The organism is Paraburkholderia sp. 2C (assembly GCF_054589215.1).
Genome location: NZ_BAAILL010000036.1, coordinates 104,065 through 120,073 on the forward strand (window position 1 = coordinate 104,065; position 16,009 = coordinate 120,073).

The following is a 16,009-nucleotide window of genomic DNA, read 5'->3' on the forward strand; positions in this document are numbered from 1 at the left end:
CTTTTGTCTGCCGCTTTTGTGTGCAGCCCTCGTGTGCCGTCCTCGTATGCGTCCGGGTGCCATGTGTGTGCGTGCACGACAATGCCGTCCAAAATGAAGCGACTACAATCGACGGGATCTGCTCTGACTTGTTTCGTCCGAAAAAGGAGGAAATCGCGATGACCGACGTGCGCGCCGATGTCTCCACCGCTTCGTCCAGCTCATTTTCCACTTCGGTTAGCGCCGCCAGCGCCGGCACGGCGGCGAGCCGCCCGTCGCCGCGCCAGCGCTACGTGCAGTGTCTGAGTCCCGCCGGCTTGCATCGCGTCGCGTACACGGAGTGGGGCGATCCGCATAATCCGCGTGTGATCGTCTGCGTGCACGGCCTGACGCGCAGCGGCCGCGACTTCGACCGCTTTGCCGCGGCGATGGCGGCGACGCATCGCGTCGTGTGCCCCGATGTGGTGGGCCGCGGGCTGTCGTCGTGGCTCGATAACCCGAACTTCTACGCGGTGCCGCAGTACGTCGCGGATATGGTCACGCTCATCGCGCGTCTCGAAGTGGAGACCGTCGACTGGTTCGGCACCTCGATGGGCGGCCTGATCGGCATGGGGCTCGCGGGCCTCAAAGACTCGCCGGTCCGCAAGCTGCTCGTGAACGACGTCGGTCCGCATATCGAACCGGATGCATTGACACGCATCGGCAGCTATCTGGGCAAGCCGACGCGCTTCGCGACGCAGCAGGAAGGCATCGAGCACGCCGCGCTGCTCGCCGAGTCGTTCGGGCCGCTCACGCCCGACGAGTGGCGCGAGATCAACACGCCGCTGCTGCACGAGCGCGACGGCGCGTGGCAATTCCGCTACGACCCGCGTATTGCCCAGCCGTTTGCAGCCATGACGCCCGAGATGGCCGCCGCAGGCGAAGCGGCGTTGTGGAAATCGTTCGCGGCGATCGAAGGGCCGGTGCTCGTCGTGCGCGGTGCGCAATCGGATCTGCTGTCGCACGAGACGCTCGCGAAGATGCTCGAGGTCGGGCGCAACGTGTCGAGCGTCGAAATCGACGGCGTCGGGCATGCGCCCGCGTTTCTCGCGCCCGACCAGATCGCGCTTGCGCGCCGCTTCTTCACGGGCGAGTCCGCCGACGCGTCATAATAGAGGGCCGTGCCGCGCGAGGCGCGCCGCTCGGTTGCCGCTCGGTTGCCGTTCGCAGTGCCATCGGCATGGCGGTCGGCAATGTGCGGGTGGTCCTCGCCGTTTGCGGCCATCATCACCATTCAACCATCAGGGAATCTCATGGCAGTCATTCGTCATCACGTCGGCAAGCGCCTGTCGGAAATCGCCGTGCATAACGGCACCGTGTATCTCGCCGGCCAGATCGCCGAAGACACCGATCAGGATATCGGCGGCCAGACGCGCGAAGTACTCGGTCACGTCGACCGCCTGCTTGCCGAAGTGAACAGCGACAAGTCGCATCTGCTGTCGGTGCAGATTTTCATCACCGATATGGCGCATTTCGCCGGCATGAACGCCGTGTGGGACGAGTGGGTCGCGCAAGGCGCGACGCCGCCGCGCGCGACCGTCGAAGCGAAGCTCGCGAACCCGAAATGCCTCGTTGAAATCGTGGCGGTGGCCGCCCAGCGCAACTGATACCGTTTTACGGCAGCGGCGTGATGGCTGCTGCTTTGTCATGAATACCGAAACCTCCACCTCCGTGCCCGCCTCGATGCCATCGTTCGACGACGCGCTCGCGTTCGTGCGCGAGCATGCGGGCGATGCGCGGCTGTCGACAGGGGAGTTGCTCGCCGATCATGCGGCGGGCACCGCCGCGATCATGCGCACGCTCAACGTCGATCCGCCGGCGGTGCTGGCGGCGGCGCTGTTCGGCTTGACGCCGCATCTCGAGGATCCGGAGCGCGTGATTGCCGCGAAGTTCGGCGACGAAGTCGCACAGCTGGTCGGCGACGTGCGCAAGCTGCTGCGTCTGGGCACGGTCAGCTTGCGTGCCGCCGCGCAGAGCGCGCAGCCCGACAGCGGCGGGCGCGAAGCGCAGGCGGCGCGCCGCGCGCAGGTCGAGGCGCTGCGCAAGATGCTGCTCGCGTTCGCGCAGGATATTCGCGTCGTGCTGATCCGGCTCGCGTCGCGGCTGCAATCGCTGCGCTACTACGCGGCCGCGAAACTCGCGCCGTCGCCGGACGTTGCGCGCGAAACGCTCGACGTGTATGCGCCGCTCGCGAACCGCCTCGGTATCTGGCAATTGAAGTGGGAGCTCGAAGATCTCGCGTTCCGCTTCGAGGAGCCCGCGACGTACAAACGTATCGCGAAGCTGCTCGACGAAAAGCGCGTCGAACGCGAGACCTATATCGCCGAAGCGATCGCGCGGCTCGAGCGCGAACTGGCGGCTGCGCATATCCGCGCCGAGGTCAGCGGACGGCCGAAACACATCTATAGCATCTGGCGCAAGATGCGCGGCAAGGACCTCGATTTCTCCGAGCTCTACGATGTGCGCGCATTCCGCGTGATCGTGCCGGACATCAAGGATTGCTACACCGTGCTCGGCATCGTGCACAACCTGTGGCAACCGGTGCCGAGAGAATTCGACGATTACATTTCGCGGCCGAAGCCGAACGGCTACAAGTCGCTGCATACGGTCGTGATCGGCGACGACGGCCGCGCATTCGAAGTGCAGATCCGTACCCAGGAGATGCATCAGTTCGCCGAGTATGGCGTGGCTGCGCACTGGCGCTACAAGGAAGCGGGCGCGCGCGGCTATGGCGGGCAGTTCAGTGCGAGCGGATCGTACGACGAGAAGATCGCGTGGCTGCGCCAGCTGCTGGCGTGGAAAGAGGACGTCTCGGAGCGCGAGCAGGGCGACGACGCGAGCGGCGCACACGACGATGCGCGCGAAGGCGAACGCGATGATATCGACGGCGCTCGCGGCGCTTCGCGCAGTCATGGCGGCGCGCGCGACGAGGCGGACCTCGCGCGCCAGCCGTGGCGTCACCTGCGCGATGCGACGGTCGACGACGATCATATCTACACGCTGACGCCGCAAGCGCGCGTGATTCCGTTGCCGCACGGCTCGACGCCGCTCGATTTCGCGTATCACCTGCATAGCGACCTTGGGCATCGCTGCCGCGGCGCGCGGGTCGACGGCGCGATGGTGCCGCTCAATACCGCGCTGCAAAACGGACAGACTGTCGAGATCGTCGCGGTGAAAGAAGGCGGACCGTCGCGCGACTGGCTCAACCCGCAGCTTGGCTATTTACACAGCAGCCGTGCGCGGCAGAAAGTGCGCGCGTGGTTCAACGCGGTCGATTCGCAGGAAAACGTCGCGAATGGTCGCGCGCTCGTCGAAAAGACGTTACAGCGCGAAGGCAAGACGTCGGTCAATCTCGATCAGCTTGCGGCGAAGCTCGGCTTCAAGGCGCCCGAAGAACTGTATGCGGCGGTCGGCAAGGAAGAGTTCAGCCTGCGCCTCATCGAGCAGGCGTTGAACGATGCGCCGCCTGCCGAACCGGAAGTCGAAGCGCCCGAGCAGTTCGAAAAGCGCAGCAGCGGCGCGAGCGTTGCGCACGGCGCATCGACGGGCGTGCTCGTGGTCGGCGTCGATGCGTTGCTCACGCAGCTCGCGCGCTGCTGCCGGCCCGCCCCGCCCGACGATATCGCCGGCTTCGTCACGCGGGGTAAAGGCATGTCGATTCATCGCAGCGATTGCCCGAGCTTTTTGCGGATGGCAACGCGCGCGCCGGAGCGCGTGCTGCAAACCACATGGTCCGCCGATGTCATGAACGGGCGCGGCCAGTCGGTGTATCCGGTCGATCTCGCGATCGAGGCGACCGATCGTCAGGGCTTGCTGCGCGATATCTCCGAAGTGTTCGCGCGCGAGAAGATGAATGTCATCGGCGTGAAGACGCAATCGCGCCGTAACGCGGCTTACATGCTGTTCACGGTCGAGGTGTCGAGCGCATCGCAGATTCAGCGCGCGTGCACGCTGCTTGGCGAAGTGACGGGTGTGGTGCGTGCTGCGCGTAAGGGATGACATGCAGGATGAAATGCGGAATGAAATGCGGGTGAAAGTGCGGGTGAAAGTGCGCGGTGAAGTGCAGCTTGAAACGCGTGCGTTTCTGCGTATTTTTCGCCCCTTGTCCCACGCCGGGTCCGTGCCGCTTCGACGTCGCTCCGATGTCGCTTCGACGTCGTTTCGAGGCGGTTTTGATGCGCGCAAAAATGACCTGAATTTTTGATGCCGACGCATAAAAATACTTGCCAACACTCTGAGTGCTCCATATAATCTCGTTTCTTCAGGCTCGTAGCTCAGCTGGTTAGAGCACCACCTTGACATGGTGGGGGTCGTTGGTTCGAGTCCAATCGAGCCTACCAACGAAATCGAAGCGTCGGTGGATTGCAGCGCTGGTTTTGCAGTCATCGGTGCTTCATAAATCCGCAAGAGGCGCGAACACGTTCACGCCAATATAGCGAGCATGGTTATGACACCGCGAACGTTTACCGAAACCACTTCGGAGCGACGCTAGTCGAGGACCCTATTCGCCTTATCGCCCTTGCGATTTGCTGGAAAGTGAATGCGGCCCCTCGAAAGCGGGGCCGCATTTTTTTTATCCTGGTTTTTGTCACGGTCGTTTTTAAACGAGTTGTTGCCGCCGCCGGCCGCTCGGCATCACGGAGAAAACAATGGTCTCGATACGTCTGCCAGATGGTTCAGTTCGACAGTACGATCACCCCGTGACGGTCGCCGAAGTCGCGGCGTCGATCGGTCCGGGTCTTGCGAAGGCCGCGCTCGGCGGCAAGCTCGACGGCGAACTCGTCGATACGTCCGCGCTGATCGACCATGACGCGTCGCTCGCGATCGTCACGGATAAAGACGCGGATGGCCTCGACATCATCCGTCACTCGACGGCGCATTTGCTTGCGTATGCGGTCAAGGATCTGTTCCCTGAAGCGCAGGTGACGATCGGCCCGGTCATCGATAACGGCTTCTACTACGACTTTTCGTATAGCCGTCCGTTTACGCCCGAAGATCTCGAGAAGATCGAGAAGCGCATGCAGGAGCTCGCCAAGAAAGACGAGCCCGTCTCGCGTCGCGTGGTGTCGCGCGATGAGGCAGTCGAATACTTCAAGAGCATCGGCGAGAAATACAAGGCCGAGATCATCGAATCGATTCCGGCAAGCGAAGAGATCAAGCTGTACTCGCATGGCGGCTTCACGGATCTGTGCCGCGGTCCGCACGTGCCGTCCACGGGCAAGCTGAAGGTCTTCAAGCTCATGAAGCTCGCGGGCGCGTACTGGCGCGGCGATGCGAAGAACGAGCAGTTGCAGCGCATCTACGGCACGGCCTGGACGAAGAAGGAAGACCAGGACGCGTACCTGCATATGCTCGAAGAAGCCGAAAAGCGCGATCACCGCAAGCTCGGCAAACAGCTCGACCTGTTCCACATGCAGGACGAGTCGCCGGGCATGGTGTTCTGGCATCCGCGCGGCTGGACGCTGTGGCAGCAGGTCGAGCAGTACATGCGCCGCCGCGTCAACGACGCCGGTTATCTCGAGATCAAGACGCCGATGATCATGGACCGGTCGCTGTGGGAAGCTTCGGGCCACTGGCAGAACTACCGCGAAAACATGTTCACGACGGAGTCGGAGAAGCGCGATTACGCGATCAAGCCGATGAACTGTCCGGGTCATGTGCAGGTGTTCAATCACGGTCTGCGCTCGTATCGCGATCTGCCGCTGCGTTTCGCGGAATTCGGTTCGTGCCATCGGAACGAGGCATCGGGCGCGCTGCATGGATTGATGCGCGTGCGCGGCTTCGTCCAGGACGATGCGCATATCTTCTGTACGGAAGACCAGTTCATCAGCGAATCGATCGCATTCAATACGCTCGCGATGAGCGTGTATCAGGATTTCGGCTTCGATCAGGTCGACATCAAGCTGTCGCTGCGTCCGGATGCGCGCGCCGGTACGGACGAAACGTGGGACCGCGCCGAACAAGGCTTGCGCGAAGCGTTGCGCGCGTGTGATGTGCAGTGGGAAGAACTGCCGGGCGAGGGCGCGTTCTACGGTCCGAAGGTCGAATATCACATCAAGGATGCGCTTGGCCGGTCGTGGCAATGCGGCACGCTGCAGCTCGATATGGTGCTGCCGGAGCGCCTCGGGGCCGAATTCGTCGCGGAAGACAATAGCCGCCGCCGGCCGATCATGCTGCACCGGGCAATCGTCGGATCAATGGAGCGTTTCCTCGGCATTCTGATCGAGCACCATGCTGGTGCGATGCCCGCGTGGCTTGCGCCTTTGCAAGTCGTGGTCATGAATATCGCAGAAAGTCAGTCCGAATATGCGAAAAATCTTGCCCATTCGTTGCAAAAACAAGGGGTTAGAGTTGAGGCCGATTTGCGCAACGAGAAAATAAGCTATAAAATACGCGAGCACACGCTGCAAAAGGTTCCGTACCTGCTGGTCGTCGGAGACAAAGAGCGTGATGCACAAACGGTAGCCGTGCGTGCCCGTGGCGGTGTCGATCTGGGTGTGATGCCCGTCGATGCCTTCAGCGAGCGTCTGCGTCAGGAAGTGCAGACGTTCCAATAACCACTTGGCAGCGCGGCTCGTTTTTTTCAATTTTTAGAGGAAACGTAACATCGCTACTGATAAGTCGTCGCATCGCATCAACGGTGAAATTTCTGCACCTGAGGTGCGCCTGGTCGGAGTCAACAACGAACCGCTTGGCATCGTCAAACTTGCTGACGCGTTCCGTATGTCGGAGCAGCAGGACGTAGATCTGGTCGAAATTGCCCCGCAGGCCGTTCCGCCGGTTTGCCGGCTGATGGACTACGGCAAGTTCAAGTACCAGGAAGCGAAGAAGCAACACGAAGCCAAGCTGAAGCAGAAGGTTATCCAGGTTAAGGAAGTCAAATTCCGCCCGGGTACCGATGATGGCGATTACAACGTCAAGCTCCGCAATCTCGTTCGCTTCCTCGAAGACGGCGACAAGACGAAAATCACGTTGCGTTTCCGTGGCCGCGAAATGGCTCACCAGGAAATCGGTATGCGCATGCTCGAGCGCCTGCGCACCGACCTCGACGAAGTCGGTCAGGTCGAGCAGATGCCGAAGATGGAAGGGCGCCAGATGATCATGGTGCTGGCCCCGAAGAAAAAGAAGTAAGCTCGCGCGTCGTTCGATGCGTGCTGCGATCGCCGGTAAGGCGTTCTCAGGACCTCTCGCAGTCAAGTCGCGGCTGGGTAGTAGTTGAAAGTGGCGACGGGTCAGCAGTTGTTGGAATCGAACGGTGCTTCGTCGTGGCGGAACGCGGCGAAGTCCGGCAAAGTTTCGGACCGGCGCCCGCACTGCATTCAAGCGGGCGTTTTGTCTGAAAAGCAGTGGCCGAATCGACACAGCGTCGGCCGTCTGCATACCAAGTGGACTGGGTTTCGAAGGGCGGGGGAAGGGCCGTCAAGGCCAACCGCACACCCATATCCATCAAATAATGGAGTTGTTCGTCATGCCTAAGATGAAGACGAAGAAGAGCGCTGCAAAGCGCTTCAAGGTGCGTCCGGGCGGGACCGTCAAGCGCGGTCAAGCTTTCAAGCGCCACATCCTGACCAAGAAGACCACGAAGAACAAGCGTCATCTGCGCGGTTCCACGTCTGTTCATGAGACCAACATGGACTCCGTGCGCGCAATGCTGCCGTTCGCGTAACCCTTAACCGATACTCATAGGAGCGAAACATGCCTCGAGTCAAACGTGGGGTTACCGCACGGGCCCGTCACAAGAAGATCATCAAGCTGGCCAAGGGTTACCGCGGCCGTCGCAATAACGTCTACCGCATCGCCAAGCAGGCGGTGATGCGTGCAGGCCAGTACGCGTACCGCGATCGCCGCAACAAGAAGCGTGTGTTCCGCGCATTGTGGATCACGCGTATCAACGCGGCGGTGCGTCAGCACGACATGACGTACAGCGTGTTCATCAACGGCCTGAAGAAGGCGTCGATCGAACTCGACCGCAAGGTGCTGGCCGACATGGCTGTGTTCGACAAGGCCGCTTTTGCCGCAATCGTTCAGCAGGTGAAAGCCGCCGTTGCAGCCTGATGATGCCTGGGTGCACCGTCGGTGCGCCACCGGCGTCAGAAGCAGGCGCCCGGTAAAGCAAGGTTCGTTGCAGCAACCGGCCGGCCCTGAATGCGGGCCTCCGGTGACGCTGCAACAAAAACGGGGCTCCTCACCGAGCCCCTTTTTTCTTGGTCGAGCCGAATTTGCTTCAATTGAACACTGACGTTGAAAAGATGGGATCAATGGACCTGGATCAAATCGTTGCCGATGCGCAAAGCGCTTTCGAACACGCCACCGACGTCACCACGCTCGAAAACGAGAAGGCGCGTTTTCTCGGCAAATCGGGCGCGCTCACCGAACTGCTGAAAGGGCTCGGCAAGCTCGATCCCGAAGCGCGCAAAACCGAGGGCGCGCGCATCAACGTCGCGAAACAGCGGGTGGAAGCGGCGCTGACGGCACGCCGCCAGGCGCTCGCCGATGCGCTGCTGAACCAGCGCCTCGCCGCCGAGGCGATCGACGTGACCTTGCCGGGCCGGGGTCTGGCCGCTGGCAGCCTGCATCCGGTCATGCAAACGTGGGAGCGTGTCGAGCAGATTTTCGGCTCGATTGGCTTCGACGTTGCCGATGGCCCGGAAATCGAAACCGACTGGTTCAACTTCACCGCACTGAACAGCCCGGAAAATCATCCGGCGCGCTCGATGCAGGACACGTTTTACGTCGACGGCAACGATGCCGACGGCCGTCCGCTGCTGCTGCGCACGCATACGAGCCCGATGCAGGTGCGCTACGCGCGCACGCACACGCCGCCCATCAAGGTGATCGTGCCGGGCCGCACGTACCGCGTCGACAGCGACGCAACGCATTCGCCGATGTTCAACCAGGTCGAAGGCCTGTGGATCGAAGAGAACATCAGCTTTGCGGATCTGAAGGGCGTCTACAGCGACTTCCTCAAGAAATTCTTCGAGCGCGACGATATTCAGGTGCGCTTCCGTCCGTCGTACTTCCCGTTCACCGAGCCGTCCGCCGAGATCGACATGATGTTCGAGCACGGCAAGAACGCGGGCCGCTGGCTTGAAATTTCAGGCTCGGGCCAGGTTCATCCGACGGTCGTGCGCAACATGGGCCTCGATCCGGAGCGCTACATCGGTTTCGCCTTCGGCAGCGGCCTCGAGCGTCTGACGATGCTGCGCTATGGTGTGCAGGATCTGCGTCTCTTCTTTGAAGGCGATCTGCGCTTCTTGCGGCAGTTCGCATGATGTTGCCGAGCGGCGCGCTGCGACCGGCGCCAGGTCGTAGCGAAGCCGCAAGCCGTGCCGTTGCCGCGGCGCGAGCGCACGAGATGCATCGTCGAGCATCTGCCCGCGCTCGCCGGGCGTTGACTCAACCCGTATAGAACGTATAGAACCATGCAATTTCCGGAATCCTGGCTCAGAACCTTCGTCGATCCGCAACTGACGACCGCGCAGCTGTCGCATGCGCTGACGATGGCCGGTCTCGAAGTCGAAGATCTGCGGCCGGTCGCGCCGCCGACGTCGAAGATCGTCGTCGGTCGCGTGCTCGAGGTGGTCAAGCACCCGGACGCGGACAAGCTCAATGTCTGCCAGGTCGACGTGGGCACGGGTGCGACACTGAACATCGTCTGCGGCGCGCCCAATGTTGCGCCGGGCATCAAGGTGCCGGTCGCGCTGGTCGGCGCGCAGCTTCCGCCCGCCGAAGAGGGCGGCGCCCCGTTTGCGATCAGGCTGTCGAAGCTGCGCGGCGTCGAGAGCCAGGGCATGCTGTGTTCCGCACGCGAGCTGAAGCTTTCGGAAGATCACAGCGGTCTTCTGATCCTGCCTGAAGATACACCGATCGGCCAGGACATCCGCCAGACGCTGAAACTCGACGATACGATTTTCGAAGTCAAGCTGACGCCGAATAAGGCGGACTGTCTGTCGGTATTCGGCATCGCGCGCGAAACCGCTGCGATTACCGGTGCGCCGCTCAAACCGGTCGACATCAAGCCGGCGCCGGTTGCGCTCAATGAAACGCTGCCGGTGAAGATTTCCGCGCCCGACCTGTGCGGCCGTTTTTCGGGCCGCGTGATTCGCGGCGTGAATGCACGCGCCAAGTCGCCGCAATGGATGGTCGAGCGTCTCGAGCGTTCGGGTCAGCGCAGCATTTCGGCGCTCGTCGATATCTCGAACTATGTGATGCTCGAGCTCGGCCGTCCGTCGCACGTGTTCGACCTCGACAAGATTCACGGTTCGATGGATGTGCGCTGGGGCAAACGCGGCGAGACGCTGAAGCTGCTCAATGGCAATACCGTTGAAGTGGACGAAACGGTCGGCGTGATTGCCGACGATCGCCATATCGAAAGCCTCGCGGGCATCATGGGCGGCGACAGCACGTCGGTCACGCTCGATACGACAAACATCTATCTCGAAGCGGCGTTCTGGTGGCCCGATAGCATTCGCGGCCGCTCGCGCCGCTACAACTTCTCGACCGATGCAGGGCATCGTTTCGAGCGCGGCGTCGACTATTCGACGACGGTCGAGCATATCGAACGCATCACGCAGCTGATTCTCGACATTTGCGGTGGACAGGCGGGCCCGATCGACGATCAGATCGTCAACGTGCCGCAGCGCGCGCCGGTGACGATGCGCGTCGCGCGCGCCCAACGGATTATCGGCATTGCGATCGGCGCCGATGAGATCGCGGACATCTTCACGCGTCTCGGCCTCGACTATCAGCGCGACGGCGACACGTTCTCGGTCACGCCGCCGGCGTACCGCTTCGATATCGAAATCGAAGAAGACCTGATCGAGGAAGTCGCGCGCATCTACGGCTTCGAAAAGATTCCCGCGCGTCCGCCGGTTGCGAAGAGCGAAATGCGCGCAACCAACGAAACGCGCCGTTCGATCCATGCGCTGCGCCACGCGCTTGCCGCGCGCGATTATGCGGAGACGGTCAACTTCAGTTTCGTCGACGCCGAGTGGGAGCAGGATTTCGCCGGCAACAGCAACCCGGTGCGGCTCGTGAATCCGATCGCGAGCCACCTGTCGGTGATGCGTACCACGCTGTTCGGCAGCCTCATCAACGTGCTGCGCCATAACCTGAACCGCCGCGCGGATCGCATCCGCGTGTTCGAAGCGGGTCGCGTGTTTCTGCATGACCCGAAGATCGCCGCGGGCGAGATGACGGTTGAAGGCTTCGCGCAGCCGAAGAGGTTCGGTGCGCTTGCCTACGGTCCGGTGCTCGAAGAGCAATGGGGCGCGGTCTCGCGCGCGGTCGACTTCTTCGACGTGAAGGGCGACGTCGAGGCGTTGCTGAGTCCGGCGCTCGCATCGGTTGCGCGCTTCGTGAAGGCCGAGCACCCGGCGCTGCACCCGGGCCGCAGCGCGCGCATCGAACTCGATGGACGCGCGGTCGGCTGGATCGGCGAATTGCATCCGCGCTGGATGCAGAAGTACGACTTGCCGCACGCACCGATTCTGTTCGAGATCGAAGCGGAAGCATTGATGCGGCGCGAATTGCCGAGCCCAACCGAAGTGTCGAAATTCCCGCCTGTGCGGCGCGATATCGCGGTCGTCGTCGACCAGAAAATCGAGGTTCAGGCGCTGCTCGACGAGATGCAAAAGGCCCTCTCCGAGGACGCTTGCAAGACCGTTCAGAGGGTTGCGCTTTTCGACGAATTTCGTCCAAAATCAAGTACTTCCGGTGGGCTGGCAGCCCACGAGAAAAGCCTTGCGTTCCGTGTGACCTTGCAAGATACTGGTGGGACCCTTCAGGACGAAACGGTCGATCTGGCCATTCAAACCCTGGTGGATCGTCTGGCTCGAGCATATGGCGCACGGTTGCGTGGATAACCCGCAGGGCGGGGGTTATTGCGGGGGTTGTTCCGATTCGCTCCCGGTTGTTACGGTTGTTCCCGCACTCTCCGTTTCAGTTTGCGCGCCATTTGATAGATATGAATGAAATGAACTCGAGTGATTTCGAAGCCCTTCTTACGGCGCAACGTAGCGCCATGATTCGCGATATCCCGACATCATCTGCCGGCGCGTCGGGCGAAACACCGACGCTGACGAAGGCCGAACTTGCCGAGTTGCTGTTCGACAATGTCGGGCTCAACAAGCGCGAAGCGAAGGACATGGTCGAAGCGTTCTTCGAAGTGATCCGCGACGCGCTCGAAGGCGGCGACAGCGTAAAGCTGTCGGGCTTCGGCAATTTTCAGTTGCGCGACAAGCCGCAGCGTCCCGGCCGAAATCCGAAGACCGGCGAGGCGATTCCCATTGCCGCGCGCCGCGTCGTCACGTTTCATGCAAGCCAGAAGCTGAAGGCGATCGTTGAAAACGGCGCCGAGGCAAGCCTTACGCGCTGATCGATAGCTGATCGATAATAATCGAGACGCGCGCGTTCCCGCGCAACCCACCACGACGGCTAACTGACGATGACAGCGACGATCGAAAAAGTCGTCTTGCCTCCGATTCCCGCCAAGCGCTACTTCACGATTGGCGAAGTGAGCGAACTGTGCGGCGTGAAGCCGCATGTGCTGCGTTACTGGGAGCAGGAGTTCACGCAGTTGCGGCCGGTCAAGCGGCGGGGCAATCGTCGGTACTACCAGCATCACGAAGTGCTGCTCATTCGCCGGATCCGCGAGTTGCTGTATGAGCAGGGCTTTACGATCAACGGTGCGCGCAATCGTCTCGACTCGCATGGCGGCGCGCAGCGCGAAGCGGATGAGCGCGAAGAGGCCGAAGCGCCAGTGGTCGCGCAGTCGATGGCGACCGTCGACGTCGATCAGTTGCGCAAGGAATTGCTGCATGTGATCGATCTGCTTGGACATTGAGTTGCATCTCGATGCCGGTGCTGCCGAGTTGTCAACGCTCAGTTGCCAACGCTGGGCTGACAATGCCCGACCGACAACATAACCGGGCGCACAAACAAAAACCCGCGACAGCCTTTTGACTGACGCGGGTTTTTTTCATCTGGTCGGGGCGAGAGGATTTGAACCTCCGACCACCTGCACCCCATGCAGGTACGCTACCAGGCTGCGCTACGCCCCGAAAGCTGGCAAGTATAACAGACACGAGCCGCGCTGAGCAGCACTTGCGTGCTTCGAATTGATTCTTTGGGTCGACGTGCTCGTTTGCCGTCTTGATCATAGACAACGCTGTCAAGTTTGAGCTCAAGCTCATGGCCAGGCTGACGACCAGGCTCAAGCTCAGACTCAGACGAAAGCACCGACGACAAACGGCCAGTACAAACACCGACGACAAACACCGACGACAAGCGGCCACTACCCAAGCCAAGCCTTGGCGTAAACACCAAACCCCAGCGCTTTTCACACCCATCGGCGTAAAGCCTGATATATCATATATCAGGTCTGTCCCTGTCCAGGTCCACCATGCTCGATCCGTCGTTGCTAGGTCGTTTGTCGTTCACGCACGCTGAGCCGTCCAAAGGCCCGTTGCCGCCGGGGCGCCACCGCCTTGGCCTCGCCGAAGACCGCGACGCCATACTCTTCGTCCCCGACGGTCTGAGCGACGGCAGTGGAACCAGCAGCGATGCCGTCCCGCTCTTCGTCATGTTCCACGGCGCAGGCGGCTTCCCGGACAAAGTGCTGCCCTTCATCGAGCCGCATGCGCAGCAGCATCGGTTTCTCGTGCTCGCCCCGCATTCGACGTATCCGACGTGGGACATCGTGATCGGCGGCAACGGCCCGGACCTCGAACGCCTGCATCAGGCGTTGACCGAAGTCACGTCGCACTACCGGGTCGATCGTCGCCATCTGGCCTTCGCGGGCTTTTCGGACGGCGCAAGCTATGCGCTGTCGATCGGCATCACGAACGGCGACATCGCGAGCCACGTGATCGCGTTTTCCGGCGGCTTCTTTTCGGTCTTCATCCAGGAGGGCGCGCCGGAAGTGTTGATCGCGCATGGTCTCGAAGACGAGCAACTGCCGATCGCCACGAGCGGCCGTGCGAATGCGGCGAAGCTCACGGCCGCGGGTTACCGCGTCGAATATGTCGAGTTCAACGGATTGCATGCGATACAGCCGCCGGTCGTCGAACGTGCGGTAGCGTTCTTTCTGAAGCCACGCACTGAATGACACCTGGGAATGAAACCCGGGAATCAAAACCGGGAATGACACCCCGCCATGCCAACCAGCGATAACGGGCACGCCCAAGCCCGCGATCGGGAGACACACGAATGGACTTTGAAATACCGGAATCGCTGATTCATCCGCTGCTCGGCATGATCGGCGCCAGTTCGCCGCTCGCGAAGCAGCTGGAGGCGCACGGTATCTGTCACGGCAACATGATCGTATCGAGCAAGCTCTTCGATGCGCAGTCGCTGAACTCGCTGTACATGCTGAGCAAGACGCAGGACGATCGCGGTCTGATGTTCCAGATGCTCGCGCTCGACAGTATCCACAACGCACCGCAAGCGCGCGTGATTCCGTCGCTCGATCAGCTGGTGCCAGGCCTGATTGCGTACCTGTCGCGCGATGCGATCGACGGGTGGCTCTATCGCCGCAACAAGGACGGCACGCTCCTGCCGTGGCTCGTGCACCGCATGCGCTACGTCGAGCCGGAGCAGGGCATGCCGTACGTCGTCGTCGATATGGTCGCCAACACGATGCAATCGGCCAATTCGGAGCAGACCGACTACAGCAAGCGCCGCTCGGGGATGACGACGTCGTTGATGTTGAACCGCAGCGATATCGTCGACCGCACGATTCCCGAACTGCTCGCCGAGTTCGGCTTCTACAAGGAATGCGCCGAGTTCAGGCGCGAATACGACCAGCACGCGCAGCGCTTCCTGCGATACCAGCGCCGCTTCGGCAAGCAGTTTCTGGTGACGAAGGCGGTATTCACGATCGACGCGAAAGGCGTGCCGGAGCTTGCACGGATCGTCGATGGCGCGACGGCGAAATGCGTCAACGATGAAGAGCCGCTTGAACGCCGCTTCGAGATGACCTGCGACCCGAGCTTCTGGCGCAATGCCGGCATCGAAACGGGCTTCGACAGAATCCCGCTGCATTGCTACGTGCATCTGTTCCACCTCGAGTGGCACAAGAACGTCTGGGCGCACGTGCAGCATCTGACCGACTATCGCTACCAGCCCGAGCTGCGCGACAAGCTCGTGTTGCCCGGCGACCATCGCGATCTGATCGATATCCTGACGTCGGACCTGAACGTGCTCGTGCAGGATTTCGTCTCGGGCAAGTCGGGCGGCACGACCATTCTGTGCCAGGGCTCGCCCGGGCTCGGCAAGACGCTGACGGCCGAGATCTATTCGGAAGTGGTCGGCAAGCCGCTCTACCGCGTGCATTCGGGGCAGCTCGGCACCACGGCCGCCTCGGTCGGCGCCGCGCTGACGGGCGTGCTGCGCCGCGCGATGCGCTGGGACGCGATCCTGCTGCTCGACGAAGCGGACGTCTACATTCGCCGCCGCGACAACGATCTCGAGCACAACGCGATCGTCGCCGAATTCCTGCGCACGCTCGAGTATTTCAACGGCCTCATGTTCATGACGACCAATCGCATCGGCGATGTCGACGATGCGATCCTGTCGCGCTGCATCGCAACGATCCACTATGAAATTCCGTCGAAAGCCGACGCAAAGCAACTGTGGAAGCTGCTGGCCGAGCAGTTCGGCGCCAATCTCGACGATGCGCTGATCGAAGAGCTCACGGTTCGGTATCCGAAAGCAAGCGGACGCGACATCAAGGAACTGCTGAAGCTCGCGACGCGCTACTGCAAGGCCCGTTCGCTGCCGATGAGCGAAGACGTGTTCCGCCTGTGCGCGCTGTTCCGCGGACACCCGTAACAACGCGTCACGCGGGCGAACACCAGGCACCGCACCGCACTGCACTGCCCACCGTCCTGCACGCAAACGCATCGAATGGGACAATCCTCAAGGCCGTCGGCAAGGCGGCTTTCGGTCGTCTGACATCGATGTCAAATACCCCACAGGAACGGAGACACAC

14 protein-coding genes and 2 tRNA genes are annotated in these 16,009 nt (G+C 61.6%); 15 read left to right on the forward strand and 1 reads right to left on the reverse strand.

The window, feature by feature from the left end; all coding sequences use genetic code 11:
- The first annotated feature begins 158 nt into the window (after nt 1-158).
- The 13 genes from ACYPXD_RS13110 to ACYPXD_RS13170 all read left to right on the forward strand — a co-directional run bounded on the left by ACYPXD_RS13110 (nt 159) and on the right by ACYPXD_RS13170 (nt 12,862).
- Entirely contained in the window at nt 159-1,130 is a 972-nt protein-coding gene (locus ACYPXD_RS13110; RefSeq protein WP_459711782.1) for an alpha/beta fold hydrolase, read from the forward strand.
- Nucleotides 1,131-1,271: 141 nt separating this feature from the next.
- A complete protein-coding gene (locus ACYPXD_RS13115; RefSeq protein WP_459711784.1) occupies nt 1,272-1,625 on the forward strand; it encodes a RidA family protein in 354 nt (117 codons plus the stop codon).
- Nucleotides 1,626-1,665: 40 nt separating this feature from the next.
- Complete coding sequence (locus tag ACYPXD_RS13120) at nt 1,666-4,017, forward strand: RelA/SpoT family protein (RefSeq protein WP_459711787.1); 2,352 nt, start codon at nt 1,666-1,668, stop codon at nt 4,015-4,017.
- Between the two features lies 1 nt (nt 4,018).
- The gene (locus ACYPXD_RS13125; RefSeq protein WP_459711790.1) at nt 4,019-4,222 is read left to right on the forward strand and encodes a hypothetical protein; all 204 of its coding nucleotides are present in this window, start codon (nt 4,019-4,021) and stop codon (nt 4,220-4,222) included.
- 59 nt (nt 4,223-4,281) lie between these two features.
- Nucleotides 4,282-4,358 (forward strand) — tRNA-Val (locus ACYPXD_RS13130).
- A gap of 309 nt (nt 4,359-4,667) precedes the next feature.
- Nucleotides 4,668-6,575, forward strand: a complete 1,908-nt coding sequence (thrS, locus tag ACYPXD_RS13135) for a threonine--tRNA ligase (protein WP_459711793.1) — start codon at nt 4,668-4,670, stop codon at nt 6,573-6,575.
- A gap of 49 nt (nt 6,576-6,624) precedes the next feature.
- Nucleotides 6,625-7,149, forward strand: coding sequence for a translation initiation factor IF-3 (infC, locus tag ACYPXD_RS13140; RefSeq protein WP_075156659.1), 525 nt, complete (start codon nt 6,625-6,627; stop codon nt 7,147-7,149).
- 337 nt (nt 7,150-7,486) lie between these two features.
- Entirely contained in the window at nt 7,487-7,684 is a 198-nt protein-coding gene (rpmI, locus tag ACYPXD_RS13145) for a 50S ribosomal protein L35 (protein WP_175114101.1), read from the forward strand.
- A 29-nt stretch (nt 7,685-7,713) separates the two neighbouring features.
- Nucleotides 7,714-8,073: a 50S ribosomal protein L20 gene (rplT, locus tag ACYPXD_RS13150; protein WP_006052502.1), complete on the forward strand. Its 360-nt coding sequence runs from the start codon at nt 7,714-7,716 to the stop codon at nt 8,071-8,073.
- 203 nt (nt 8,074-8,276) lie between these two features.
- On the forward strand, nt 8,277-9,290 hold the full coding sequence (gene pheS, locus ACYPXD_RS13155) for a phenylalanine--tRNA ligase subunit alpha (RefSeq protein WP_459711797.1): 1,014 nt from the start codon (nt 8,277-8,279) through the stop codon (nt 9,288-9,290).
- 150 nt (nt 9,291-9,440) lie between these two features.
- Nucleotides 9,441-11,882, forward strand: a complete 2,442-nt coding sequence (gene pheT, locus ACYPXD_RS13160) for a phenylalanine--tRNA ligase subunit beta (protein WP_459711799.1) — start codon at nt 9,441-9,443, stop codon at nt 11,880-11,882.
- A 101-nt stretch (nt 11,883-11,983) separates the two neighbouring features.
- The gene (locus tag ACYPXD_RS13165; RefSeq protein ID WP_219796715.1) at nt 11,984-12,394 is read left to right on the forward strand and encodes an integration host factor subunit alpha; all 411 of its coding nucleotides are present in this window, start codon (nt 11,984-11,986) and stop codon (nt 12,392-12,394) included.
- A 69-nt stretch (nt 12,395-12,463) separates the two neighbouring features.
- A complete protein-coding gene (locus ACYPXD_RS13170) occupies nt 12,464-12,862 on the forward strand; it encodes a MerR family transcriptional regulator (RefSeq protein WP_459711803.1) in 399 nt (132 codons plus the stop codon).
- A 140-nt stretch (nt 12,863-13,002) separates the two neighbouring features.
- On the opposite strand, the gene ACYPXD_RS13175 is transcribed toward ACYPXD_RS13170, so the two are convergent.
- Nucleotides 13,003-13,079: transfer RNA gene (locus ACYPXD_RS13175), tRNA-Pro, on the reverse strand.
- A 341-nt stretch (nt 13,080-13,420) separates the two neighbouring features.
- Here ACYPXD_RS13175 and ACYPXD_RS13180 point away from each other — a divergent pair.
- Nucleotides 13,421-14,125 carry an alpha/beta hydrolase gene (locus tag ACYPXD_RS13180; RefSeq protein ID WP_459711805.1) on the forward strand — a complete coding sequence of 235 codons (705 nt, stop codon included), beginning with the start codon at nt 13,421-13,423 and terminating at the stop codon, nt 14,123-14,125.
- Between the two features lie 101 nt (nt 14,126-14,226).
- Entirely contained in the window at nt 14,227-15,849 is a 1,623-nt protein-coding gene (locus ACYPXD_RS13185; protein ID WP_459711807.1) for an AAA family ATPase, read from the forward strand.
- Nucleotides 15,850-16,009: the final 160 nt, after the last annotated feature.